At 31.9% G+C, this 24,623-nt stretch carries 26 protein-coding genes and 1 tRNA gene; 1 reads left to right on the top strand and 26 read right to left on the bottom strand.

Annotation, left to right across the window (positions count from 1 at the left end; translation table 11 throughout):
- Window positions 1-46: 46 nt before the first annotated feature.
- The 8 genes from BUE22_RS19645 to pdxA all read right to left on the bottom strand — a co-directional run bounded on the left by BUE22_RS19645 (window position 47) and on the right by pdxA (window position 6,053).
- Entirely contained in the window at window positions 47-343 is a 297-nt protein-coding gene (locus BUE22_RS19645; protein WP_073397614.1) for a hypothetical protein, read from the bottom strand.
- A gap of 72 nt (window positions 344-415) precedes the next feature.
- Window positions 416-712 carry a hypothetical protein gene (locus BUE22_RS19640; RefSeq protein ID WP_042565565.1) on the bottom strand — a complete coding sequence of 99 codons (297 nt, stop codon included), beginning with the start codon at window positions 710-712 and terminating at the stop codon, window positions 416-418.
- Between the two features lie 300 nt (window positions 713-1,012).
- Window positions 1,013-2,362 (bottom strand): acetyl-CoA carboxylase biotin carboxylase subunit, encoded by a 1,350-nt coding sequence (accC, locus tag BUE22_RS19635; protein WP_042565563.1) that lies wholly within the window; start codon window positions 2,360-2,362, stop codon window positions 1,013-1,015.
- 110 nt (window positions 2,363-2,472) lie between these two features.
- Window positions 2,473-2,958, bottom strand: a complete 486-nt coding sequence (gene accB, locus BUE22_RS19630) for an acetyl-CoA carboxylase biotin carboxyl carrier protein (RefSeq protein WP_042565562.1) — start codon at window positions 2,956-2,958, stop codon at window positions 2,473-2,475.
- Window positions 2,959-2,981: 23 nt separating this feature from the next.
- Window positions 2,982-3,980 (bottom strand): beta-ketoacyl-ACP synthase III, encoded by a 999-nt coding sequence (locus tag BUE22_RS19625; protein ID WP_073397605.1) that lies wholly within the window; start codon window positions 3,978-3,980, stop codon window positions 2,982-2,984.
- Between the two features lie 172 nt (window positions 3,981-4,152).
- Window positions 4,153-4,347: a 50S ribosomal protein L32 gene (gene rpmF / locus BUE22_RS19620; RefSeq protein WP_031455170.1), complete on the bottom strand. Its 195-nt coding sequence runs from the start codon at window positions 4,345-4,347 to the stop codon at window positions 4,153-4,155.
- 9 nt (window positions 4,348-4,356) lie between these two features.
- A complete protein-coding gene (locus BUE22_RS19615; RefSeq protein WP_042565560.1) occupies window positions 4,357-4,899 on the bottom strand; it encodes a YceD family protein in 543 nt (180 codons plus the stop codon).
- A gap of 104 nt (window positions 4,900-5,003) precedes the next feature.
- Window positions 5,004-6,053: a 4-hydroxythreonine-4-phosphate dehydrogenase PdxA gene (pdxA, locus tag BUE22_RS19610; RefSeq protein ID WP_073397603.1), complete on the bottom strand. Its 1,050-nt coding sequence runs from the start codon at window positions 6,051-6,053 to the stop codon at window positions 5,004-5,006.
- Between the two features lie 57 nt (window positions 6,054-6,110).
- On the opposite strand from pdxA, the gene BUE22_RS19605 reads away from it, so the two are divergent.
- Window positions 6,111-6,701: a riboflavin synthase gene (locus BUE22_RS19605; RefSeq protein WP_073397602.1), complete on the top strand. Its 591-nt coding sequence runs from the start codon at window positions 6,111-6,113 to the stop codon at window positions 6,699-6,701.
- 35 nt (window positions 6,702-6,736) lie between these two features.
- On the opposite strand, the gene BUE22_RS19600 is transcribed toward BUE22_RS19605, so the two are convergent.
- The 18 genes from BUE22_RS19600 to BUE22_RS19520 all read right to left on the bottom strand — a co-directional run bounded on the left by BUE22_RS19600 (window position 6,737) and on the right by BUE22_RS19520 (window position 24,490).
- Complete coding sequence (locus tag BUE22_RS19600) at window positions 6,737-6,967, bottom strand: hypothetical protein (protein WP_073397600.1); 231 nt, start codon at window positions 6,965-6,967, stop codon at window positions 6,737-6,739.
- Window positions 6,968-7,447: 480 nt separating this feature from the next.
- Complete coding sequence (locus BUE22_RS19595; RefSeq protein ID WP_073397598.1) at window positions 7,448-7,690, bottom strand: hypothetical protein; 243 nt, start codon at window positions 7,688-7,690, stop codon at window positions 7,448-7,450.
- On the bottom strand, window positions 7,690-8,958 hold the full coding sequence (locus BUE22_RS23960; RefSeq protein ID WP_073397596.1) for an energy transducer TonB: 1,269 nt from the start codon (window positions 8,956-8,958) through the stop codon (window positions 7,690-7,692). Before BUE22_RS23960 ends, BUE22_RS19595 begins: the two co-directional genes overlap by 1 nt.
- A gap of 170 nt (window positions 8,959-9,128) precedes the next feature.
- Window positions 9,129-9,320, bottom strand: a complete 192-nt coding sequence (locus BUE22_RS19585; RefSeq protein WP_073397594.1) for a hypothetical protein — start codon at window positions 9,318-9,320, stop codon at window positions 9,129-9,131.
- 108 nt (window positions 9,321-9,428) lie between these two features.
- On the bottom strand, window positions 9,429-10,178 hold the full coding sequence (locus BUE22_RS19580) for a hypothetical protein (RefSeq protein WP_073397592.1): 750 nt from the start codon (window positions 10,176-10,178) through the stop codon (window positions 9,429-9,431).
- Between the two features lie 2 nt (window positions 10,179-10,180).
- Window positions 10,181-11,134 (bottom strand): hypothetical protein, encoded by a 954-nt coding sequence (locus tag BUE22_RS19575; protein WP_073397590.1) that lies wholly within the window; start codon window positions 11,132-11,134, stop codon window positions 10,181-10,183.
- A complete protein-coding gene (locus tag BUE22_RS19570; protein WP_073397588.1) occupies window positions 11,131-13,980 on the bottom strand; it encodes a hypothetical protein in 2,850 nt (949 codons plus the stop codon). The genes BUE22_RS19575 and BUE22_RS19570 overlap by 4 nt, the downstream gene beginning before the upstream one ends.
- A 10-nt stretch (window positions 13,981-13,990) precedes the next feature.
- The gene (locus BUE22_RS19565; protein ID WP_073397587.1) at window positions 13,991-14,479 is read right to left on the bottom strand and encodes a DUF4280 domain-containing protein; all 489 of its coding nucleotides are present in this window, start codon (window positions 14,477-14,479) and stop codon (window positions 13,991-13,993) included.
- A gap of 30 nt (window positions 14,480-14,509) precedes the next feature.
- A complete protein-coding gene (locus BUE22_RS19560; RefSeq protein ID WP_073397585.1) occupies window positions 14,510-15,550 on the bottom strand; it encodes a hypothetical protein in 1,041 nt (346 codons plus the stop codon).
- Window positions 15,551-15,637: 87 nt separating this feature from the next.
- Complete coding sequence (locus BUE22_RS19555) at window positions 15,638-15,940, bottom strand: hypothetical protein (RefSeq protein WP_073397583.1); 303 nt, start codon at window positions 15,938-15,940, stop codon at window positions 15,638-15,640.
- 800 nt (window positions 15,941-16,740) lie between these two features.
- Window positions 16,741-17,037 (bottom strand): hypothetical protein, encoded by a 297-nt coding sequence (locus BUE22_RS19550; protein WP_073397582.1) that lies wholly within the window; start codon window positions 17,035-17,037, stop codon window positions 16,741-16,743.
- A gap of 71 nt (window positions 17,038-17,108) precedes the next feature.
- A complete protein-coding gene (locus BUE22_RS19545; protein WP_243396852.1) occupies window positions 17,109-18,128 on the bottom strand; it encodes a DUF2931 family protein in 1,020 nt (339 codons plus the stop codon).
- Between the two features lie 261 nt (window positions 18,129-18,389).
- The gene (locus BUE22_RS19540; protein WP_073397578.1) at window positions 18,390-19,772 is read right to left on the bottom strand and encodes a phospholipase effector Tle1 domain-containing protein; all 1,383 of its coding nucleotides are present in this window, start codon (window positions 19,770-19,772) and stop codon (window positions 18,390-18,392) included.
- A 7-nt stretch (window positions 19,773-19,779) separates the two neighbouring features.
- The gene (locus tag BUE22_RS19535; protein ID WP_243396851.1) at window positions 19,780-20,757 is read right to left on the bottom strand and encodes a DUF2931 family protein; all 978 of its coding nucleotides are present in this window, start codon (window positions 20,755-20,757) and stop codon (window positions 19,780-19,782) included.
- Window positions 20,758-20,893: 136 nt separating this feature from the next.
- The gene (locus BUE22_RS23770) at window positions 20,894-21,067 is read right to left on the bottom strand and encodes a hypothetical protein (RefSeq protein ID WP_159438489.1); all 174 of its coding nucleotides are present in this window, start codon (window positions 21,065-21,067) and stop codon (window positions 20,894-20,896) included.
- A 4-nt stretch (window positions 21,068-21,071) separates the two neighbouring features.
- A complete protein-coding gene (locus tag BUE22_RS19530) occupies window positions 21,072-22,937 on the bottom strand; it encodes a type VI secretion system Vgr family protein (RefSeq protein ID WP_084540294.1) in 1,866 nt (621 codons plus the stop codon).
- A gap of 216 nt (window positions 22,938-23,153) precedes the next feature.
- Entirely contained in the window at window positions 23,154-23,549 is a 396-nt protein-coding gene (gene tssD / locus BUE22_RS19525) for a type VI secretion system tube protein TssD (RefSeq protein WP_042563897.1), read from the bottom strand.
- A gap of 867 nt (window positions 23,550-24,416) precedes the next feature.
- A tRNA-Ile gene (locus BUE22_RS19520) sits at window positions 24,417-24,490 on the bottom strand.
- Window positions 24,491-24,623: the final 133 nt, after the last annotated feature.

The raw sequence follows: 24,623 nt of genomic DNA, 5'->3' as shown, positions 1-24,623 counted from the left end.
GTAATAACGTTAATTTTAGTAATCTGTTGTAAATCAGATATTATTTTTATTTTTTAATCCAAGTTCCGTCTGCATTAGCATAAAGAGAACCTACTTTATCTCCTACGGTAACTTCTAATTTGTATTCAGATTTTGTATTTTTGTATGCTTTTGTAAGTACTGCATCCGGGTATGCTTTTTTAAGTGCATCCGTAACTGCAACTGGTACTTCTACTACTTTAATCTCAGTATAATCATCCTGAATAGTTACTGTTTTTACGATTGTATTTGAAATTGGAGAAGTTGAAGCAAATGATGTTAAACCTCCCAAAACGATTGCGGCTGATAAAAATAGATTTTTCATAATAGTCATATTTTAATATTTGTAATTTTATTTTAGTATTCTTAATTTGAATAAACATAAAAGTCTATTAAATTATTTTTTAATCCATGTTCCGTCTGCATTAGCATAAAGAGAACCAACTTTGTCACCTACTGTAACATCTAATTTATATTCTGATTTTGCATTTTTGTATGCTTTTGAAAGTACTGCGTCCGGATAAGCTTTTTTCAAAGCATCTGTAATTGCAGCAGGAACTTCTTCTACCTTAATTTCTGTGTATTCATCCTGAATAGAAATTGTTTTTACGATTGTATTTGAAATTGGTGAAGTTGAAGCGAATGATGTTAAACTTCCCAAAACGATTGCGGCTGATAAAAATAAATTTTTCATAATGTGTATATATTTAAATAGTTAATAGTTGTTTACGCTTTAGATAATGAAATAACTATGCCGTAACAAAATGATAATCGCTTAATCTCTGCAAAAGCCTGTTTTTAAAGACATTTAGGCGAATGTGCCAAAAATCAGTAAATTAAAAAAGTGTGTAATTCACTGATATTGTGTGTAAAAAGTATACACAAAATGTGTTTACCATATAAAAAGTAACCCCGACAGGTTTTAAAAACCTGTCGGGTTTGCGACAATGATGTAAAATAAAAAAAGGCTGCCAAATCTGACAGCCTTTTTATATTATTCTTCTATGGGTTTCATTTTAAAAGTATCCATAAATGCAGTTGTATAATCTCCTGCAATATATCTCGGATCATCCATTAATTGTCTGTGGAAAGGTATTGTAGTTTTAACACCTTCGATAACAAACTCATCCAAAGCTCTGCGCATTTTGCTGATAGCCTCTTCACGAGATTGTGCCGTAGTAATTAATTTAGCGATCATCGAATCGTAATTTGGCGGAATAGTATAACCAGAATATACGTGAGTATCTAAACGAACTCCGTGACCTCCCGGCATATGAAGCGTAGTAATTTTTCCTGGTGAAGGACGAAAATCATTATAAGGATCTTCAGCATTAATACGACATTCGATAGCATGCAATTCCGGTAAGTAGTTTCTACCTGAAATCGGAATTCCGGCAGCCACCATAATTTGCTCACGAATCAAATCATAATCAATAACTTGTTCTGTGATTGGGTGCTCTACCTGGATACGCGTATTCATTTCCATGAAGTAGAAGTTTCTGTGTTTATCAACCAAAAATTCTACAGTTCCTGCACCTTCGTATTTAATGAACTCAGCGGCTTTTACAGCAGCCTCACCCATTGCAGTACGCAATTCATCTGTCATGAATGGCGAAGGAGTTTCTTCAGTTAGTTTTTGGTGACGACGTTGTACTGAACAGTCTCTTTCAGAAAGATGACATGCTTTTCCGTATGAATCTCCAACCACCTGAATTTCGATATGACGTGGTTCTTCAATAAGTTTCTCCATGTACATACCATCATTTCCAAATGCTGCAGCAGCTTCCTGACGTGCACTTTCCCAAGCTTTCAATAGCTCTTCTTCTTTCCAGACAGCACGCATTCCTTTTCCACCACCACCGGCAGTTGCTTTAAGCATAACCGGGTAACCAAATTCTTTAGCTAATTTTTGTGTTTGTTCGAAAGATTCTAACAATCCTTCAGAACCTGGTACACATGGAACTCCTGCAGCTTTCATTGTTGCTTTTGCAGAAGCCTTATCTCCCATTCTGTCAATCATTTCAGGAGCAGCACCAATAAATTTGATTCCGTGTTCCTGACAAATTTTTGAGAATTTAGCATTCTCAGAAAGAAATCCATATCCTGGATGTATTGCATCTGCGTTTGTAATTTCGGCAGCGGCAATGATATTTGACATTTTCAAATACGATAAGTTACTTGGAGGAGGACCAATACAAACCGCTTCATCAGCAAACTTAACATGTAGACTTTCTGCATCGGCTGTAGAGTAAACTGCTACAGTTTTGATTCCCATTTCTTTACATGTACGAATTACACGAAGTGCAATTTCTCCTCTATTCGCAATTAATATTTTTTTAAACATCTTACTTTAATTAGATAATTAGACAATTCGATCATTAGATAATTTTAGATGATTAACAAAATTTCTAATGCGAACCAGTCTAAAATCTAAAATCTAAAATCTAAATTTATTTATGATGGATCAACTAAGAATAAAGGTTGGTCAAATTCTACAGGAGACATATCATCTACAAGAATTTTTACAATTTTACCTGAAACTTCTGATTCGATTTCGTTGAATAATTTCATTGCTTCAATTACACAAAGAACATCACCTTTTGCAATAGTGCTTCCTACTTCAGTGAAAACTGGTTTGTCCGGAGATGGTTTTCTATAAAAAGTACCAATGATTGGTGATTTTATAGTAATATATTTCGAATCTTCAGCCGGAGCAGATACTTCGCTAGTTACATTTACAACAGCTGGAGCTTGTTGAGGAGCAACTGCTTGTGGTAATTGCGCTTGAGCAGGCAATTGTTGTACATAAGTAGTTTCAGTAACATTTCCTTCTAAAGTTGTTCTAATAGTGATTTTCACATCATCCATTTCCAACTTTACTTCTGCAACTCCCGAATTTGCTACAAATTTGATTAGGTTTTGAATTTCTTTTAAATCCATAATGATTCGTTTTTAGTTTTAATTTATTTTTTATCGTAAGCCCATTTCAAATAGATAGATCCCCAAGTGAATCCTCCACCAAAAGCGGCAAAAATAATATTATCTCCTTTTTTCAATAAGTGTTCAAAGTCGTGTAGTACTAATGGCAAAGTAGCTGAAGTTGTATTACCATATCTTTCGATATTCATTAACACTTTAGAATCATCAAGATTCATTCTTCCTGCAGTTGCATCAATAATACGTTTGTTTGCCTGATGAGGCACTAACCAATTTACATCTTCATTAGTCAAATTGTTTCTTTTTACGATCAATTCGCTTGCATCAGCCATATTAGTAACAGCAAATTTAAAAACGGTTTTCCCGTCCTGAATAATATTGTGCTGCCTGTTTTTTACGGTTTCTTCTGTAGTAGGTATTAAAGAACCACCGGCAGGGATTTTAAGATAGTCGCGTCCTTGCCCATCGCTTCGTAGGTATTCATCTTGCAAGCCTAAGCCTTCATAATTTGGTTCGAATAAAACAGCTCCTGCTCCATCTCCAAAAATAATACAAGTTGATCTGTCTGTATAATCTACAATTGATGACATTTTATCGGCACCAATTAATAGTACTTTTTTGTATCGACCTGACTGCACATATGCTGCAGCAGTTGACATTCCGTATAAGAAACTTGAGCATGCGGCTTGCAAATCATATGCAAATGCATTTGTAGCTCCAATTTGTGTAGCAACATAAACTCCTGTAGAGGCTACCGGCATATCTGCTGTAGCTGTTGCCATGATTATCATATCTATCTCTAGCGGATCGATATTAGCTTTCGCTATTAAATCTTGTGCTGCTTTTATAGCAAGAAACGATGTTCCTTTATCAGCATCTTTAAGAATTCTTCTTTCTTTAATTCCGGTACGAGTGGTAATCCATTCGTCATTGGTATCTACCATTGTTTCTAACACTTTGTTCGAAAGAACAAAGTCTGGAACATAGCCTCCAACAGCGGTAATTGCGGCTGTGATTGTATTCATTATATTCTATTATTTCCTTCCAAATATTATTATTTGAAAAATTTTTAAAAGACTTGAAAATTACAAAAAAAAACGAAGCGAATTTGTATCTGTTTTCTTAAAAACCGAAAATTATATCCAACAAAAAAAACTCTCACTATGTGAGAGTTCTAGTATAATTTACAAAAACGTATTAAGCAACCGCTTCAGATTTATCGATAACAACTTGCCCTCTGTAATACATTTTACCTTCATGCCAGTAAGCTCTGTGGTATAAATGTGCTTCTCCAGTAATAGGACATGTAGCGATTTGAGCTACAGTAGCTTTATAATGTGTTCTTCTCTTATCTCTTCTTGTTTTCGAGATTTTTCTCTTAGGATGTGCCATTTTACTATATTATTTATCCGTTAATAGTTTCTTTAGTTTGTCCCAACGCGGGTCAATATCTTCTTCTTGTTTACTCTCTTCTTTTTGTTCTTTTACTTTTAATTCATTCAGTTTGGTTAAAGCTTCACTTTGTAAAGTTCCGTCTTTAACTCCAGGATGAACTCGTTTTAGCGGTACCGAAAGCGCAATCATTTCATAAATGTATTGTTCAACATCTATTTCATGCTCACCATGAGGCAGAATTAACAGCTCTTCGTTATCATTATTGAATTCATCTCCAAAGCGAACAATCAATTTCATTTTTCCTTTTATAGGAAGATCAAAATCTTCGCCTGTTAGATCACAAGGTACATTTACAGTTCCTTTGTGTTTGAATTCCAACTCTAACATGTTGCTTTTCTTATCTAAAACTAAACTCACTTTGATATCCGAACTTTGAAATTCGTCGTAATCAAAGTTCTCAAAGAACGCATTACTTATTTGATACTCAAAATGGTGTTTTCCCAGCTTTAATCCAATAAATGGAATTAAAAATTCTTTTGTTTTGCTCATTTCAACATCAATTTGTCCTCTTCATATCTAAACTAGATATCCGAATTGGGGTGCAAAGATATAAAATTATTGTAAAACTAATAATCTTATTCACCTTTTTTTGTTTATAACTGTTTTTCTTTTATTTTAAGAGGTTTTTCGCTAATCTCCTCATACTGATTACGCGAGCGAAAAATATCAATCGCGAGATAAACTGCTTCCTTAAACGAATTGTAATCTGCCATATCTTTTCCTGCAATATCATAGGCTGTGCCATGATCTGGCGAGGTTCTTACCTTATTTAATCCCGCAGTATAATTAACTCCTTTTCCAAATGACAATGTCTTAAAAGGTATCAATCCCTGATCGTGATATGTTGCCACAATAGCATCATATTTCTCATATTGACCGCTTCCAAAAAAACCATCTGCAGGAAAAGGACCAAAAACCATTGTTCCCGAATCAAATATTTTCTTTAAGGTCGGCTTTAAAACCAAATCATCTTCTTTCCCAATCACTCCGCCATCACCTGCATGTGGATTTAATCCTAAAACAGCAATCTTTGGCTTTACAATACTAAAATCCTGAATTAACGATTTTCTTACTGTTTCGATTTTTCTTGTAATTAATTCTTCTGTTAAATGCGAAGAAACTTCGCTTAAAGGAACATGATCTGTTAACAACCCTACTCTAAGATTATCCTGAACCATCATCATCAAGGCATTTCCTTCTAGTTCCTGACCTAAATAATCTGTATGTCCCGGAAATTTAAATTCTTCCGACTGAATATTGTATTTGTTGATGGGAGCTGTAACTAAAACATCAATTAAATCTTCTTTTAACGCTTTGGTAGCCGCAACAAATGACTTTATGGCATAGGTTCCTATTTTCTCATCATTTGACCCTAAATTAATATCAACTCCTTCTTTCCATAAATTATACACATTTACTTTTCCCGGCAAGACCTGATCTAATTTATCTACACCGTGAAACTGAACCGTTGAAGTAAAACTTTTTTTAACGAAAGAAAGGATTTTGGCATTTGCAAAAATAACCGGCGTACACAGTTCTAACATACGAGAATCTTCGAATGTTTTTAATATAACTTCGCTTCCAATACCGTTTAAATCTCCTATTGAAATTCCAACAATTATATTTTCTGCTTTTTTATTCATGAGCTCAGATTATTTATTACTAATTTTGATGTGCAAATTTAGTAAAATAAAACAACAATGTTTACAGGAATTATAGAAACCCTAGGAAGGATTCACGAAATACAAAAAGACCAAAACAATCTTCACATAACAGTCGACTCTTCAATTACACATGAATTGAAAATCGACCAAAGCGTTTCGCACAACGGAATTTGCCTGACGGTCGTTGCCAAAAAAGACTCTTTTTATACCGTAACCGCTATAGATGAAACGATTTTAAAAACAAATATTGGAGAATGGAAGGTAAACGATATTGTAAATCTTGAAAGAGGCATGAAACTCGGAGATCGCCTTGACGGACATATTGTTCAGGGCCACGTCGACCAAACAGGAACATGCGTTAAAATTGAAGAAGCAAACGGAAGTTGGAATTATACTTTTGAATACGATAAAAACCTCAACAACATTACGATCGAAAAAGGCTCGATCACTGTAAACGGAGTTAGTTTAACAGTTGTAAATTCTAAAACCAACGAATTTAGTGTCTCGATTATACCTTATACTTTTGAAAATACAAATTTCAAAAACTTTAAGGTTGGGACAAAAATAAATCTGGAATTCGACGTCGTAGGAAAATATATTTCAAGGCTTTACGCGATAAACAAATAAAATTTCAAATGTGTCATAAATAAAAAAGCTTCAATTTATATTGAAGCTTTTTTATTTAAATTATATCTGTATATCGTATGTATTCCAAAAGAAAAACCACATATTAACAAAACTATTAAATATTCATCAATAGGCCCATCTGCCGGCGGCGGCGGAATCGCTGAGGCTCTATTACCAGGTGAAGGCGGAGTTCCATCCGCGAGAACACTTGATACATTTATCAAGGTTATTAAAAATGCTAATAAAACAGTCTTTGTTATTTTCATAAATCTTAACGTATTGAAAAACAATAGTATATATTATTAAATTCAACTTTATTTATTATAATTCGCACAAAAACAATCTTTTACGCTTTATTACAGCGGCAAATGTAGAAGATTTTGTCTTAAATCCAAGGTTTTTAAGCAAAAAAACTTTGTGATTTTTTGTGTTCTTTTTTCAAATCTCAACAGATCATCCATTACAGCATATCATATTGCTGTTTTTACATTTACGAATATTTTTCACTTTTGGTTTTACAATAATCTATTTATAAATATAATAAGACAATAATTTATTCGTTCAGGCTTTAAAATTCATAAATACTGTTTATTCCATAAAATAAATTTCAAATTTCATTGACAGCTCTTTTCAAAGATCCAATTCAAAGTTAAATATTTTCTCTCTTTTGTATATTGAAAAACGTCTTGAAATAATGTTTTAAAATCTTCGTCAGAAAGTTCTCGAAACTTCTAGCTCAAATACTATTACCATAATTTCCAATTTCTTCTAGTAAAAAAACGTGCATATTCCAATTGTTCATTATTACAAACAGCTTTTATAATAATATTTACTATCTCAAAATATGTAATTGTTATCACTTCATTTTCTTTTACTTTTTTATAATCCTCTTCACTTATATAAATTCCTTTTTTTTGACCATCTTTATTTATTAGATACAATTTAAAATAATTACTATCTGAAGAGGAATCTGAAGTATATATTGCCATTATTTTGATTGCAATGGTATCTTAATCGGTAGGGTATAGAGACACCTTACCTTTTTTCCTTTCTGTTCTCCGGGAATCCATTTTTCAGATTTATGCAAAACCCGAACCGCTTCTTGTCCTGTACTGTATCCAATGTCTCTGAGAATCTTAATATGTGATAGTGAACCGTCTTTTTCGACGATGAAAGAAAGATAAACAGTTCCTTTAAGCCCTTCCTCCTCTGGCGTTATAAAATTATCATGAAAAAATTTATACAAAGCATCAATACCGTTTGGGTATTCTGGCTTTATTTCTAATGCTCCTGATTGGTATACGTTATTCTCTAAATCTTCATCAGCAGTAGGCTCGGTTTCATTATCCATTTCGGGATCCCCTTTTACCGTTTGACTATATATCACTTCCTTTCCATCTTCTGTATATTCTTTAGATTCCCCATTTTTCTTATATCGATAAATTTTTCCGCTTGGATAATATTCTGTTTCTATTATATAACTTTTACTGATATGGTTTGGCTTTTGAGTTTTTTTGCTCTTGGTAATTGTTCCGTCTGGATTCCAAATTTGATCTTCATCAAATTCCACCTTTTTTATTGCAAGTTTCCTATTTTCATAACCTAAAGTTTGGATTTCTTTTGTTTCCCAATTATAGTCGATTTGTTGTGTCAACACTCCCAAACTATCATATTCTTTGCGATAATAGAAACAGGTTTCATCTGTCTCCAATGCACCGTTTTCATAATAATCATATATTTTTAAATCGTGTTTAAGGCCTTGATAAGTTTCTTTATAAATCTTGCCTTTTTCTTTAAATATCTGACCTTTTTCATCAAAGTAGTAATGTACAGAAACTAGCTGAGATTTAGTTTCCCATTTTTTTAGCATATCATTGTAAGTTTCAATATTCTTGTTTTTTATATGTAAGCTATCCATTGTTTTTCCTGCGGAATCAAAATAAACGTCACTTTGCCATGCCCCTTCCTTCAAGATCGTTTTGCAAAATGACTTATTGTAATAATATATTATGAAAAGCCCATCAACATTCCCTTTTGAGCTAATGTAAAACTGGATTGGAACTTTTTCTTTCTCTATTTTCGTTTCGTAAAAACCCATTGGTAGTTTTGACCCATCCTTGTTCGTAATAGAAATGGAATTTTTTGCAAAGAATCCATTCCTTTTATAAATAAGTTTTGAAGAATTTATCTTTTTATATTCCTGAGCATTACCAATCTGACTTATTATTGATAATAGAATGATTATATATTTTTTCATTTGATTTTTTTTTAAATTGTTTGATTTTTGAGATGTTTAATTTTTTAATTAGTTTGCTTGTGTTACCCTTGCAGAAGTTGGGAGACTTTACAGAGTAGAATTGATTCCAATTGCTAACTAGTGAACATCCATATAAGAAGGCAAAATCTTCAAAGATTTTTTAACATTTTTTAGTGTTGCACTTTAACATTAAATCCAAAAATAAGACTCCATTTTATGTCTGGATAAATAGAAATATTTACATTTTGCTGAAAAGCACAAGTGCTCGCAAGTGCTTTTATTTTTGAAAGTTTGCCTCTTTTTTCGAGATTACCAAGCCAAAAATATTTTGCAACTTCAATATATCTAGCAGGGCTATCCATAGAAATATTATAATTATAAAACGCATCAAACTCTATTTGATTTTGTTTTACAGTTATTATTCCTTTTTCTTTGTTTATCTTTTCTTTTTGTGTTATTTTTCTATTTGGTCATTTTTCTATGTTTAAATATCCTTTTTCGACTAAATAACTATTTGCTACAAATGCTATATTAAAAAACATTGCATATGCAATTTTTGCTTTATCTGTAAATATGTCATTATTTATATCGTTTCCTGAAAAATAAAAAATTATGTTAAATAAAATAAAAAATGCACATAAACAAAATGCTATAATTCCAGAGTTGACATAAACTTTGAATTTTAATAAATATGATTCTACAGATTTTTGTGGATTGTAAAGAATATAACCTATGTTTAAAAATAAAAAACTATAAACACCATAATACAATTCAGATTGATTTACATTCCGCGCAAATCTAAATGGAAATTTTAGTACTTCTAAAAATGGAAGCCCCAAATAGTTAATAATTAATACAAATCCAATTAGAATTAAGGAGAAGAAAAAAATAAATAAAATGGTAATTAAATATGGTGTTAACGCATTGTCTAATGATATAATGTTATAGCTCATAATATCAAAATATTTTTTATTTTGTTTTTTTCTATTATCTATTCCCCTTTTTGCACTAATAAATATTTTTAAAGGATTCAATATTGAAAAAAAAATAAGTAAAATAATAGATGATACTTGAAAAAATAATAAATTTATAATATCAGCCCCTTCATTTATATAAAAATCTTTAGAATAAAATTTAAATAGATAAAGAATGGAATAACTTAAGTTAAAAATGACTGTCGTAATGAAAAAAAAGCTGAATTTGTTTTTAATTGAATTCATGGTTATCTAATCACTTCTAATGGAGCTCCAGCTTTGGGGCGGTACAAGTACATTATGTAAGTTTGAACATTCCCTTCAGCATCTTCCCGTATTAAATTTGAAAAATTAAAATAGTATTTATCTGTTCTTACTAAAGCAACCATTTTTCCATTTCCATAAAATCGCATGGCGTAATCCTCAAATACAAAGGGCTTAACATCATTTACATCTTTTATCCATTCTTCTATTAGCATTTGAGAATCTTCAGGCTTATTTCTGTATCCCATTTTATCTAATTCTAATTGTCTTTTGTAATATTTTCCAGCAATAGCATTTACATCCTTGGCATCATAATACCCTATTATTTCTTTGTAGAAGTCCTCTACTTCTTTCAACAGTTTATCTTTATCTTCTTTAGTTAAATCTACACCGTTTTTCCATCCTTGTATATCATTCTCATAAGGTAGTACTGGAACATCAAATTCTAAATGTACTTCATAATAAGGTAATTCTCCTTTTTGCTTGGGTAATTCATATCTTAGAGCTTCTTTAAAATCTTTTACTTTTTCTTTTCCGTATTCTCCATAATTAATACTAAGCTTCAATGCTATATTTTCCATGTCAATTTCCTTTGCCATAATAAAATTATCATCTTTTAAAGGAGTCATTCGGATTGTTAATCTTTGTTTTCCAGAATGTAGCAATGCTTCATTAATTGGCATAGAACCTGTAAAATTCTTAGAATTATAGTTTTTTATCAATTGTTCATCATTTACCAAGGCTTCGAAAGTAAAATTGGAAACCTTTTCAATATGCAGTGTATAACTAGGATTATAATCATACTTTTTTACTTCTTTATAAATATTTGCTACTTTTTTTATATTTTCCTGATTCATTATGTCTTCTTTTTTTATTTCTTTTTGTGCACAACCTGCAATACTGTAATTAATTAATAATAGAATAATTATTTTTTTCATGATATTAAATATATTTTATCTGTTTCAAATTTGTAATTCAAAAAAGTTACCTCTCCTTCTATAGATCCTCCTATTTCAAATAAAGGTTTCTTATTCTTTAAATTTACACTATCCCCTTTTTTAAACTGGGCTATTCCCGTTGCCGAAAACGAAAGTTTAATTCCTTCAAATTCTAATTCTTTCTTGGCGAAAAAACCTTTATTATCAATTCCGTAAAAATCAGTTACGCCAATTCCCGCTTCTGCTCCGGCTCCAAATCCTAATTGCAAAATAGCTTCGTATCCAAGTGTTTTGTATGTATTTGCAATGTTTATTTTAAATTCCAGAGCTGTTTTAATGCTGGTTTTTCCCTTAGCTTTAATTTCTTTAAACCCTGCCAGCCTATTGTATTTAAAATCTACAGTGGTATCTATTTGTCCTGATACCGAAAATTCGCAGGTTATAGCGCTTGGATCATCTGCTAATAGGTACAATAAGGCATCAACAGCTTTTAATACTGCGTATGCAATGGGGTGTCTTCTGCATAAAAGCTCAAATATATCCCATTTTATGGAGACTCCTAAAAGTGGTGCCGCTTTTAATATTACATCTACTCCCAATCCTTGCCTTCCTGCTAATGTAGGATATTGTTTAGCATCTATTTGTTCATAATACCATGAACCTACACCTGATAATTTAGGGTATAATATTTCATATTCAACCGTTTTCCTTTTGAGTTTATCCATTAAGCCATCAATATTTTTGTCTTCTTGAGGTGAAAAATCCTTTTTATCATAGTCACCGTCAATTAACCCGACTCCTCTTCCTGCTAAAATAATCACAGGTGCTAATTGTCGATAAAGTTGCTTTACAAAATCCTCAGTTAGTTCGTTTTTTATATCTCCACCATAATGCTCTTCCTCTAAAGAAACCGTAATTCTTTTTAGTATCTCCAGAAGCTGCTTAAAACTTGTTCCTTTGTCTACAGGTGATACTTCTGTTACTTTGGGTTTTAAGTTGTATTTTTCAGTAAAATATTTTTCAGCATTATCTAATGTTTCTTTGCGTCGAATATTTGCCTCATTAACTTTATCACTATTTTTTTCATTAGCTCTAAAGTTAGCTTCATCCTTCTCTTTGGCATTATCCTCAAAGGTTTTTAAAGGTGCAAAAGTTCCTCCTTTTTTATTTAATTTTTCAATATCTTCTTTTTTTACATTAAACCCAAATTTTAATGTCCATTTAATGTCGGGATATATTGCAATATTTATATTTTGTTGAAAAGCACAACTCTTTGCAATTGCTGTGATATTATTTATTTTATCTGCGCCTAAATTAGGAAGCCAGAAATACTTCATTGCCTTATAAAAAGTAGTTACAGCATTAGCATCCTGCGGAATATCATAATTATAAAATGTATCAAACTCTATTTGTTTTTGTCTAACTGTTACAATACCTTTTTCGGAAACAACACTTTCTTTTTGCGTTGTCTTCATACCCATCGTCGAAGTTTTATTACTCGATTCAGATTGTATTAATTTTTTTTCTTCTTTATCAACTTTATGCTCAGCTTTAGAACTGGAATCAATTTTTAATTCATAATCTTTTGGAATGCTAAGTACTATAAGTTCTTTGTTAATGTGTTTTACAGGTTTATTTTCGCATTCTACAGTTTGAAAATCAAAATCCAGAAAGCGAGTTTTTTTCTTTCCTGCAATAACTTCTACATCGATTGTCGTTTTTATTCGTTGATAAATATTGTTAGAATCAAAAACAGAGGTACCATCGAGCTTAATGCTATCATACCTGCAATGCTGAAAATGCGCCACATTAGTCTCAACATCCCCTACAATCAAAGGCATATTGGTAGCCGGAATTGGCTCCTGATCTAGTGTTATACTTTTTTTCTCGTCACTAACGTGTATACAACTCCTGCTAAACTCCTTAAAAAAAATTCCTGTTTTTATAGATTTTACGACAGCATATATTTGTAAATTGGCTCCTGCCGTTTTTATCCACGCATTATCAAGGACTACTTCTATTTCTATTTTTTGTGCATAATCTACCTGGGCGTTATCTACTGTTAGAATACCAGAGACGCCTTTTTTATTAATATCGTTAGGTTTTAGTTTATGAACTTTTACCTCACGGGTAAAAAAATCTTCTCCGGCAATTTTTAGTTTATCATTAGGCGTAAATATATCACTATCTGCCAAATGCACCTCAACTTCCTGACCATACAGTCCGGCAGTATAAATATGTAATATAACCTTAGACCCAAAAGCTACTGTTGTACCCTGATTAATTGTGTTGTATCTTAAATCAGTCCATTCTGCACGAACAATTTGGGCAGCACCTTCTGCCTGCACATACATCCCGAAGGGAGATATTCCTTTTGGTTTTTCATTTTCATGCCAGGCCTCGAGCCAAGCAATACCTCCTCCTTCTAATAATTTAGGAAATGAGATACGATCATGAATGCCTTTTTTAAAAGCAGCATAATGTGTTATTTTATTGGGATCTAATCCATTATTGACTAATTGCCATGTCCAGTTTAAGTCGTCAAATTTTTTTAAACTTTCATTATATAGCTTTAATTTTTCACTGTATTTTTTTACATCAATATTATATTGCTTTACATTAACAGTATAATTCCATTTTCCTGTTTCGCTTAGTAAATTATAATTCTCCTTAGATAATTCGGTTAAGAGTTTTGGAGGTACAGGCTTTTGTTTTTTTAAATCCTCTATCTCTTTTATTGTTATATTAAAAGATTCTGCTTTTTTTAATACTAAACTGTTTAGTTTAGGATCGTATTTTTGTCCTGCCTCTACCTTTTTGGGTATGATGTGTACTTGTTTTTCCATCTAATTTGTATTATAAATTATTAGGTATTTTTAAAATATCATTTTCTGAATCATCCAAATCGAAGCCGGGAAATAGCTCGGTTGCAACTTCAGGACTGGTATTTTTTATATTTTGCTTGCTTAGTTCTGCAACTTGTCCGTGATTTTTTATAATTATGCAATCCGGTCCTCCTATTGGACAGGTGGCTTTACTGTCTTCAAGCAAAATTTTACCCTGGTTTGAGAGGGTAACTTCCTGATAAAAACCACTCCACTCTGTAATTACGGCCTGGCAAGGTTTGTAACTAGAACCCATGGGCTGCTTTTTGCATTTGCCAAAGGTGTTTGCCTCCAGGGTCTGCCCAATTTCTTTAGTAGTAGCAATAAGTTTTTTAGACCCATCTTTGTCATTGCCATAATGTTTGGAGTGGGTTTTGACCTGTAAAATATCGGTTTTAGGAGTTTCGCTAAACTTGCATTCGCAAGTAGCTCCATGAACAACTACGTGTTTTTCTGCCATAATTTTTTATTTTTCAATTCAAACAAAAATCTATTGTTGATATATTTCTATCTGAACTTTGTTTATTTTATCGTTGCTCATTTTGGTATTGAAAGTTCCTATTATAGAAAACATGCTATTATCAGAACTATTGAGTTTATACTGTACATTTCCCTCAGATTGTATATATTGAATATTAGGGCGTTCTTTTTCTAATACCGTTTTGTTTTGCAAAACTTCATCAATAGTCCGGTGATCTGTTATTTTTCCTATATGATTGATAATTACTTTACCGCTCTTGGTATAAACATCTTCCAGGGTTTGTTTTATTTCATATTCTACTAATCTCTTCGACAAGAAGGGTAGTTTGGTTGTATATTGAATTTCAGGAGAATTACGATATATAGGTTTAAAAAACAGATTAAAAAACCAATTATTTGACAGCATTCCCCGCAATTGTTTTTCGTTATTAAAGTACAAGTCTGCTTTGTTTATGATGGTATCTGACTGTTCTTTTTTATAATACTGCATTAGTTCCTCTTTGCTAGCAAGCCAGCGTTTTTTTATTTCTTTATGGTTCGCAATTGCTATTATTACTCCGCTATCATTAATTTCCAGCGCGATAGGAAACATGTTTTGGGCAATTTTATCTAAGAGTTGTTCTATTGCAACGTCAGGCATTTTATGGTTTATATAAACTTGTTTGCGATTTATTTCTATAATTTTTAAATTATAGTCATTTTCTTTATAAACCGTATCTATCTCATAATGAATCTTATTTTTTAAACGATCTCCCTCATAATTTTCCAGCGTATAGCCATACGTTTTTGGGGTATAAAAAGGAATAGGAATCAGGTTTATCCCTATTTCTTTTTTTCTCTTTTTTTCAGGCGATTGTTCTGTAAATACATCCGAATAAACATAAATCTCAGTCAGGTGTTTAGGAAACCTGCTTCTTATTTTATCCCAGAATCCAGCCTTAGCATTGTGTACCTCTTTTAAATATTCAGTCTCAATATTTAATTTTTCGGCAACACTCTCTAGTGTGTCTCCTTCTTTTATTGGATATTTTGTTAGATAAATTATGCTCATTCTTTATTGTATTTATGGCTTCTTATTGTCGTAATTTTTATGTTCACGAGCGATACGTTCACGCAGCAGATGATTTCTAAATTTTTATTAATTTAATAAATGATTTAAGTATAGTTCTATAATATATAAAGCTGTAATAAGTAATATTATTCCAATATTAGAAACTGCGTGTTTTATTTTGGAATTATAAAATAATTTAAACATTTCAAACAATAGAAAAGCTCCAAATAGTATCAATAAAGTAAATGCGAAAAAGAGAGATACATTTATCCCAATTCCACTATTCCCACTTTGTTTTTTAGGTAAAAAAATTAAATTAGCAAGAATCCCAATTGGAATAAGTCCAAATACAATTCTAAATAAAATGTGTTTCTTTAAATCTCGTTTCATTTTTGACGACTTTATTTATACCGATCATGAAATTATCACTAACGGAGTTCTCTTGCGACAAGAGGTTTAGGATTAAATCACGACTCATTTCGGATTTGCCCAAACATTCTGAATACAAAACCAACTTCCTCATTAAGTATATTGCCCAAATATGCTGTAGTAGCTAAGTTAATATGTCCGGTAAATCATTTTCTTAATATTTTTTTATCTTCTTATTAAAACACTGGCTTAAAATTTTATAACTAGGCAAATTAGCTACTACAATACCTCAAAAAATAGAATTCTAGCGTAGGATCTTTATCTTAATTTTTGTGCTACCACATATTCTTGAAATCAATTTTCCTGATAGGATTTTATTGTTTTGCAGATTAAAAATTAGGCTACAATTCTGAAAAAAAAATAAACATTCTATAAAATAAGAACAATAAAAGTATAGTCCCAATGATATAGATCTCAATTCTGTTAATTTTCCTTACTCCAAATATCCTCACACAAATTCTGTCTATTATCGCTACTGCTATTATAAATGGACTGAATAACAGGCCAAATCGAGCTACGTAGTCAACTAGGAGACTACAGTTGCTAAATAGAAGTTTTATAATTATTGAAGGAACAATTATTCCTAACAAAGCAATTAGACTTATTCCAAAAAATAGTGTTAATGTTTTTAAATATCGTGTCATAAAATTTTTAGTTTTATATATTCTATTTAATTACACTGTATAAAATTCCTATTAACAGCACAAAGGCTATTATTATAAGTGCTTTATTGATAAAATTAAATTTCATTTTTCAGGTTTTTAAGGACGAAATGATTTCGAAGAAATCCATAGTACACTATAGCACAACACATTAAATATTGAAAGTAAAATAAAAAACACTTTCCCAAGTTGGTATTTTTTTCCATGATAACTAAATGCATAAAAACCCAATAAAACATTCACGCTCATACTAAGCCAGAGAAATTTTCCCTCTGATGTTAGCTCATCTTTTAAATTACCTACATTCATATAAATAATAAGCAATGTTATATTAGCTATAATAAGCAGAATACTCCAATCGCTATTTCTTTCTTTGAGAAATTCTTTTTGATTCATACATACATTTTTTTCATACTTACCCTGCTATTATTTTTTGCATTATTTTCTCTCTTGTCAAAATATTACAACTAATATGGAATAGACTTTGTAAATGTCTCTTGCGAAACAACCGCATCTTTCATATCAATTTCTGAAGTCGCTATTTTTAGTTTTATCTTTATCCCTGTTGTTTCCCTTGGCTTCGTATTTCGATCAATTTCAATGACAAATTGTATGCCTTCGTTAGGTTTTGTTTTCTCAAAAAGAGCCATTGCTTTTTTCTCATCAAAAAACACATCGCTTTCCATACGCCTGTCGTTTATATCGTGCCAAACCACATTTAACTTTCTAGGAATGGCACGCGAATTTACAGGCATCACATTTTTGTTTAAACTCAAAAAAATAGATTCAAATTCGCCATTGATATAATTAATCCCCAGTGTTTCTACTTTATCTTCGGTTTTCACTACAGGCATTAAATGATATTTCCTGAAAAGTTTTTCCCAGTACCCAAATGGTATCGTTCCATTTTTAATTTGATCTTTTATTTCTTCGGGTAAATCTTTAGTCATAACTCCCACTACTTTATCAATTCCTGCCTTATCTTTCATTATTTCATGTGCGATACCCCAATCTACATTTTTATCCTCATGCGCCTGATAACGACCTACAATAGTCATGTTTGAAGGACTAAAAACATATAAAACGACCATACCACCCGGAAATAATCCTGCATTAATCGTAAAATCATAATCTTTTACAATTCCTATTTTTTTAGTTTCCTGATCCCAATATGGCCTTTCACTCCCATTGATCATTAAAGATTCTATTTTTTCTGAATCGAGTTTAAAAATACCCGAGTAACTTTTGTTCTCCGTAAAAGACATCCAGGTAATGTCTAATGTTTTTGGAGATATTCCTGTAGCTTCACCTGAGGATGAACCATCATTATCACCTAAATAACGACTATTAATTACTCTATTAAATGGCATATATACGTAGCCGCTTTCAGGATTATTACCCACTATTAAATGACCAGAAAAAATTTCAGCTGGATAGTTTTTGGGTGTGCATACGGATGCATCCCAAAAATATTTTTTTTGTTTCATATTATTTTGGCAAGAAATGAGAGTTATAATTAACAGGGCAATTATTATTTTAAATGATTTGTTCATAGCTATCCGGATATTATTTTTCGATTCCAATCAATGTCTATTAAATTATGCTTCTTATTTGGTTCCATACCAATACCATTCATACTAGCAGAACAGTGAAGATATTTATAAGGCCGAGCATTAATAAATTAAAAGGCTCGTAACACAAAAAACTTTTGATTGAGATAGCTAATATTTATTATCATATTTAATATTTTAATGTACTTCCCTTACTCCATTTGATCTAGGATCCATTCCTGTGCCATCGTAATCTGCCGACCAATGCAGGTATTCATTTCTTAGTGTTCTGAGGTTTTTCTGTTCTTCCAACTCTTTTTTATATTCAAGATAACGTTGATCTGATACTTTTACGCCTTTATATATTTCATGTATCTTAGTAAACCACTTAAAATCGTAAGGTTTTCCATCTTCAAGAATGTAGTCTTTTAAGCGCTCTTTAACACTTATTAGCAGCTTGTCATCTGATATTGAATACTTTTTTGTAATTTTTTCTATACTAAATGGCAAGTCATCTTTTATCCCATAATCTGCCATAAAATGCAGCGGAATATAGCTATATGTTTTTTTTACAAATCGATCACTAGAGAGCTTATCACTAACTGTATAATTATGAATGACAAATAATTGTTTGTCTTTAAACCAGCCCTGGGCAATAAGCTCTTCTTTTCTCTTTAATAATATTTCTTTATCACCATTTAAAATTTCATCTTTTTTTTCTGTTCCATTCTCGTAACTGCCGCCAATATCACAATGCACTCCTGGAAATTTTTTCTCAATACCATAATATATAGGCTTTTGTTTTACTCCGTTAATTTTTTTGTCGACAGCTACATTAGTAAGATCAAAGTTCACCCGATGCTCGTTTTCTGCAACAAAATGAACTATTTTTTTTGCTTTTGTAATATTATCTAAATTCAATTGTTCAATATCATTAGAAAAATTAGGACTTGATGTCCAAGTATCCTCAGAGTAAGAAGATACAGTATCGAAAAGCCCCAAAAAGCGAATTTTCACTATTTCTATCGTAAGCCCAGCTTTTCTCAATTCTGAGCCTAGATTGCCATAAGGGGCTATATATGGTACTTTTTGTCCGCTTTTAGAAACTTCATATACAAAATGTCTTGCAGCTGCCGCACCTCGGCTAAAACCAAAAACATCTATAGTAAGAGTTTTTATGGATTCAGCCTTTTTCGTTTTCTTAGTAATCATTACTTTTTTAGCAATTTCTACGCACCCCTTTGTCACTTTAGCAACAATTCCTGTCTCTTCTGCTCCAAAAGCCTTACCGTCTATCTCGTCACCTTTTCTATCTTCTGTCCCAATGCCTTCTATATATACACCAATGTCTTTATCGTAATTATCCCACAACCGTGCTACATTACTCCAATCGTTATTATAGCTAGTGCTATCCTCAAGGCCTCCTCCATGTTTTTTATAAGTTTCGGTTTTTGCCAAACGCTCTTGAGTATTGGTTTTATTATTCAATGTACCATCAAAAAAAACACCGATTACTACATCAATCGTTCCATTTGGAAGTGGTGGAGGCGTATAATTACCAAAACTAATGTTTGTTGCCATTCTTTAATTATTTTAACTGTTCGCGGGTTATAACTTCCTTTTTTAGTTCTATTTCTTCTGTTTTGTTTTTTACAAAAACTCTACAGCTTTCATTGTTTGGGGCAACTTTAAAAAATAATTCAATATTTTCTTTGTTCCCTAGTTTTTTAAAAGCATTTAGTATCTCTTGTTCATCAAAAGGATCTGCCCAAAAACCATATCTATTATTTGTTTTATTATTATAAAAAAAAGCTAAACCATTAGGAACTGTTCTTAATGAAAAAGTATCATTCAATAATTCATTACCCCCTAATATTTCTATTTCTCCATTAAAGAAACTTGTATTTGTTTCATCTAAAACCCCTCCCTCAGGAAGCAAGATTATCGATTTCCAATTGTATCGCTCTCTGTAAAGATCATACACAGCAGGGTCTGGCCTGCCATATTTTGCTATTTTTTCCAGAATTTCGGGTTTAAATGTTTTGTAAATAGGGTCATTTACCATATCTTCTGCATAATCTTTTTCTAACATATACCGTGCATTTTCGTAAGCCTTTTCTTTGGTAATAATAGTATCATGCGCCTGAAAAACACCTACTTCTTTCGTGATGCCGGCAGCACTTGCCCAAAGCACCACACGCCCTTTGGGAGCTAAGCCTATGATAAAAGTGTCGTAGGTAGCTCTTTTATGAGTGTCATAATTCATAAAACCTTCTTCAAACAAAGCAGTGATTTTTTCTTTGTCCAACTGCCATTTGCCTGTATAAAACTTTTTTTCTACCAATGAAAGCCAAGTGAACTCTAAAGTGTGCGGAATTTCCATTTGCTCAGTACTCACACTCATTGTACCTCCCTGATTACCCCAACCTGTATTCTGTGTTCCCCATATTGCATCAAAGCCATAAGAGAAATCATCAGCAATTAGATTGCCTAGGTAAACTTCAGCAGGGTATTCCTTTGGTGCAGATACTGTTGCCAGCCAGTGATATTTTTTTTCTTTTTCCATACTTTTACAAGAAATTAGAGTCAAAATGAATAAAAATTGAATTATTCTATTTATTTCTTTCATTTGTTTATTTTTCTAGAATTTTATTAGACAATAGGAAATTTTTAACTTTTGATGATGATGTATGCTACAAAAACTAACGTTTGTTGCCATCTGATATTATCTTTTTATTTGAAATTAAAATCAGGTTCTCCTGAGTAGCTTCCATATTAAATTGATTGGCGATTTTTGTTAATTCACCACCAACCACCAAATTATACTCCTGATTTACAGTCACTTTTCTGTTTTTAGAAATTTTGTTGATTCCCATAATTTTAAAACATTTTAGATTTCTCTGCACTATTAACCTCAACCGTTTTACCACTTTGCAGGGTTAAATTCTCTTTATTGCTAAAAATACTAACTCCGGAAGCTATTACATTTGAGGTATCTGCCTGACGTAGAAAATCCTTATCAACAAGTTCTCTTCTATTGTCTGAGCTTTCAGTAATATCTCCAGTTGCTCTTTGGGTTAAATCATTACCGGCAGTTTGAGAGATATTGTTTCCTGCATCACAATCCATATTTTCTCCCGCACCAATTTTTACATTTTTACCTGCGTTGATAGTAAAATCCTCGCCTGCCTGCATTGTAATATTCTTTGGTGCAGTAACATTAATATTTCCTTTACCATCCATAAACCAGGTATTGCCTGATGGGTCTTTTACCAGAATACTCGAATTCCCTTCGTCAAAAGTAATTGTACTTCCTGTACGAGTATAAATACTTTTGATGTTGTTTTTTAAGTCTCCGCCAGTACCTGTTTTACCGTTAAATAAACTACCAATTACAAATGGTCTGTTGGGATCGTTATAGCGAAACCCCAGCATAACCTGATCGCCCACTTCGGGAATAAAAACCATACCGCGGTTGGTATTAACCTCACCACTACTTCCTGCATCGGGAGTCATTACGCGTAACCATGGTGTAGATTGTTGTTTGGTGGATTGCCATAGCATCTTTACACGTATCCTGCCTTGTCCTCTTGGGTCTTCGTTATCTACTACTTCAGCTTGTTGCATTTGTGCTACAGGAAAAGCGATATTTGGTTCAGGCAACTTGCGTATTTTGGCCGGCAAAGCTTTAAAACTATTTTCGTACTCGCCTATGTCGCTGGCTTTGTGAGTTATTTCTGTAATGATATAAATCCCTACTTCGTTGGTTTCGTAGTTGATTTTATTAATATCTTGTCCGCTGGTATATGCAGCCAATTTGTCTTTTACCTGCATGGCATCTATGCTAATGCTCATCCCTATTCGTAAGCTTCTGTTTCGACTTGTTGCGGTTATAAAATTAGATTCTGCTGCGGCACTTTGCTGTCTGTTTTGCAGTATGGTTTGCAAATACATATCGTCACCAGCGGCAATCCTGCCATATTCTAATGATGATGTAGCATATAGTTTTTGAGAAGCAGTTATGGCATCAGTACCCAATTTTGGAAATCCTTCTATCTGGTCTCTGGTTTTGGCCTGATACAGTTTGTCTGCATCTTCGTTATAAGTAAAGGCTCCAAACTGGTTAGGAATCGCCTGAACAGAAATGTTTAGGTTATAAAGATCTTTGTTATAAATCAGTTTTGTAAACTCTGTAGCTGTATTTGGCTTGCCAAAAAAAAGTTTTTCTCCATCATAATACAACCATTCGTTGTATTGTTTGGCTAAGCGTTGTATAAATTGAAAATCAGTTTCGAGGTATTGGGTTTGGTATTCCAAATTGTTGCCAAACTCAGGTTTGATATCGTTTTGTAATTGTTCACCTGCAGCTGTTTTTATCACTCCCTCAATGATATCCTGCAAGTTGGTATCTTCCCAGGAATTGAGTTTTGGTCCTGATTCAAGAAGTATGGTTTTAGAATAACCCGAAATAATAATTTGGCTTCCCACATGTCCTAATTCCTGGGCATATTGAATATTGGTTACTATTCCCAAAAAATTATTATTGTTTTCAAAAACAATGTGCACAACGCCTCCCAACCATTTTTGTGCACTCTGCATCGTATATGCTCTTGGTTGTTCTATCACAGAATGCGGAACACTAATTTTAAAATGATGGTGGTTATTTATGGTTTGGTGTAGTTCGATAGTGGTGAAATGTGAGATTTCTTTTCTATCAATACCAAATATTATTTTAGGAATGACCATAATATGTTTAGTTATAAGTTTGATTTTTAATTTTTAACTTAAATAGATTATAGTCTAAAATTCTTATTTCTAAAGTTCTTATACCGAATTCGATTCTAAGCTAAAAATATCATGTTCTGAAAATATAGAAGTGATACTAATCAATGTTTTGTTCAATAAATTGCATAAAAAAACAAGAAGCGACATAACCGCTTCTTGTTTGTCAATAGGGAAAAATTAAATTTTAGCCCAATTGTTATCTAATGTTGCATTTCCTAATGTGATTTTTTCTGCAGAGAAAGTAATCTCAGTAGTCATTGGAGTTTCTGCCATAGCATCAAGCTGCTCGCTGAAGAATACAATAAATGCATTTTCAAAAGAAAGCTCTTTCATTACTTGTTCAGAATCTGCCTTGAAAAATTTTACTTTTCCGCTTACAGGTTTGTGCTGACTGTTTACTGCCTGCTCAATTACAGTAGTATTGTCTGTAGATTTTAATTTTAGGTTTAATCTACCTCCTTTAATTTCAGATGAAACTGCTCCTTTACCATCAGTATGTCTTAACATATCAACTTTTGAGAATAATACTTGGTACTCGTTTCCTTCGAATTCTAAAATTGCTTTAAATGCCATAATAAAAATAATTAATTTGTGAAATTGTTAAAAATTGTTTTTAGAACCCTCTCTCTGTTGTCTGACTAGTATAAACAAAAAAAGAGGTATTCTATATGATTTTAGAATACCTCTTTTTTGTACTTAAAGTACTTTTTTGATTTGCTTCTTGTAGGAAGATGAAGAGGATTCGCAATCAATTTGTTTGTACGAATATACAACTACAAATAACATAAGCAAGCCAATTTGTAAATTTTTTCATCAAAAAAATAAAAAAAGGATTAATAGAATAATTCTAATATGTAAGAATCCGGTATTTACTTGGTGTGGCAGAGAATTTGTCTGTTTTTTATATTTAAAAAAAATACTGAATTTCAAAAAAAATACAAATTTCTATTATTGAAAAATTATTATTGCTTCATGTCTCCTCTTTCATTTACCTTCTATTATTCATGCGTAAAATATACTTGTGATAGTCAAAATATTTTTTTCATGATTAATTTTGTTATGAGTTATTTAGTGACATTTAAAATACAACTCCATAAACAACTAACAATCAACAGCTATCAGTTACAAAAGATGACCATGATAGGATCATCATTTATATTTTTTAAATTGTAATTAGCCAAAAAGTCTTTGCAGATTAAACCAATGATTCGTTGAAATTATTCAATTATTCAATAGTTATGAAAAATATCTAAAGCAGATATATACGGGAACAAGATTCTCGCAAAATCAGAAGAAATGACAAGATTTAGAATAAATGGTCATATTATAATAAATTATATTATATAAAGTAAACAAACCTAATTAATTATAAAACAATTGATGCTTGTCATAAGAAAACAAAAAAAGCCTTTACATTGCTGTAAAGGCTTTCTATTTCTGTGGTCCCACCTGGGCTCGAACCAGGGACCACCTGATTATGAGTCAGGTGCTCTAACCAGCTGAGCTATAGGACCGGTTTGAGGATGCAATATTACTACTATTTTTCGTTCACTCCAAATATTTTAAGGCTTGATTTGCATTTAATTTAAAATCATATCCACTCATGTTAAAAACACAATTGATTTTCAATATCTTATTTAAAAACCA

The sequence above is a fragment of the Flavobacterium pectinovorum genome (genome assembly GCF_900142715.1).
In the GTDB taxonomy this organism is placed as follows: Bacteria; Bacteroidota; Bacteroidia; order Flavobacteriales; family Flavobacteriaceae; genus Flavobacterium; species Flavobacterium pectinovorum.
Note: the sequence above shows the minus strand (reverse complement) of the source record. Positions and strands in the feature narration are given on the sequence as shown.

Bases quoted from the DNA above. Each gene is read 5' to 3' on its own strand.
- tssD (WP_042563897.1), bottom strand. From the start codon at position 23,549: ATGGCATTTAAAGCAATTTTAGAATTCGAAGGAAACGAGTACCAAGTA.
- BUE22_RS19560 (WP_073397585.1), bottom strand. From the start codon at position 15,550: ATGAGCATAATTTATCTAACAAAATATCCAATAAAAGAAGGAGACACA.
- BUE22_RS19580 (WP_073397592.1), bottom strand. From the start codon at position 10,178: ATGAATTCAATTAAAAACAAATTCAGCTTTTTTTTCATTACGACAGTC.
- BUE22_RS19555 (WP_073397583.1), bottom strand. From the start codon at position 15,940: ATGAAACGAGATTTAAAGAAACACATTTTATTTAGAATTGTATTTGGA.
- BUE22_RS19530 (WP_084540294.1), bottom strand. From the start codon at position 22,937: ATGGTCATTCCTAAAATAATATTTGGTATTGATAGAAAAGAAATCTCA.
- BUE22_RS19595 (WP_073397598.1), bottom strand. From the start codon at position 7,690: ATGGCAATATATACTTCAGATTCCTCTTCAGATAGTAATTATTTTAAA.
- BUE22_RS19615 (WP_042565560.1), bottom strand. From the start codon at position 4,899: ATGAGCAAAACAAAAGAATTTTTAATTCCATTTATTGGATTAAAGCTG.
- BUE22_RS19535 (WP_243396851.1), bottom strand. From the start codon at position 20,757: ATGGAAAAAGAAAAAAAATATCACTGGCTGGCAACAGTATCTGCACCA.
- BUE22_RS19565 (WP_073397587.1), bottom strand. From the start codon at position 14,479: ATGGCAGAAAAACACGTAGTTGTTCATGGAGCTACTTGCGAATGCAAG.
- BUE22_RS19640 (WP_042565565.1), bottom strand. From the start codon at position 712: ATGAAAAATTTATTTTTATCAGCCGCAATCGTTTTGGGAAGTTTAACA.
- accB (WP_042565562.1), bottom strand. From the start codon at position 2,958: ATGGATTTAAAAGAAATTCAAAACCTAATCAAATTTGTAGCAAATTCG.
- BUE22_RS19550 (WP_073397582.1), bottom strand. From the start codon at position 17,037: ATGAATCAAAAAGAATTTCTCAAAGAAAGAAATAGCGATTGGAGTATT.
- BUE22_RS19625 (WP_073397605.1), bottom strand. From the start codon at position 3,980: ATGAATACAATCACAGCCGCAATTACCGCTGTTGGAGGCTATGTTCCA.
- BUE22_RS19540 (WP_073397578.1), bottom strand. From the start codon at position 19,772: ATGGCAACAAACATTAGTTTTGGTAATTATACGCCTCCACCACTTCCA.
- BUE22_RS19575 (WP_073397590.1), bottom strand. From the start codon at position 11,134: ATGAAAAAAATAATTATTCTATTATTAATTAATTACAGTATTGCAGGT.
- BUE22_RS19585 (WP_073397594.1), bottom strand. From the start codon at position 9,320: ATGGATAGCCCTGCTAGATATATTGAAGTTGCAAAATATTTTTGGCTT.
- BUE22_RS23960 (WP_073397596.1), bottom strand. From the start codon at position 8,958: ATGAAAAAATATATAATCATTCTATTATCAATAATAAGTCAGATTGGT.
- BUE22_RS19570 (WP_073397588.1), bottom strand. From the start codon at position 13,980: ATGGAAAAACAAGTACACATCATACCCAAAAAGGTAGAGGCAGGACAA.
- pdxA (WP_073397603.1), bottom strand. From the start codon at position 6,053: ATGAATAAAAAAGCAGAAAATATAATTGTTGGAATTTCAATAGGAGAT.
- rpmF (WP_031455170.1), bottom strand. From the start codon at position 4,347: ATGGCACATCCTAAGAGAAAAATCTCGAAAACAAGAAGAGATAAGAGA.
- BUE22_RS19645 (WP_073397614.1), bottom strand. From the start codon at position 343: ATGAAAAATCTATTTTTATCAGCCGCAATCGTTTTGGGAGGTTTAACA.
- BUE22_RS19545 (WP_243396852.1), bottom strand. From the start codon at position 18,128: ATGAAACAAAAAAAATATTTTTGGGATGCATCCGTATGCACACCCAAA.
- BUE22_RS23770 (WP_159438489.1), bottom strand. From the start codon at position 21,067: ATGGGAATCAACAAAATTTCTAAAAACAGAAAAGTGACTGTAAATCAG.
- accC (WP_042565563.1), bottom strand. From the start codon at position 2,362: ATGTTTAAAAAAATATTAATTGCGAATAGAGGAGAAATTGCACTTCGT.
- BUE22_RS19600 (WP_073397600.1), bottom strand. From the start codon at position 6,967: ATGAAAATAACAAAGACTGTTTTATTAGCATTTTTAATAACCTTGATA.
- BUE22_RS19605 (WP_073397602.1), top strand. From the start codon at position 6,111: ATGTTTACAGGAATTATAGAAACCCTAGGAAGGATTCACGAAATACAA.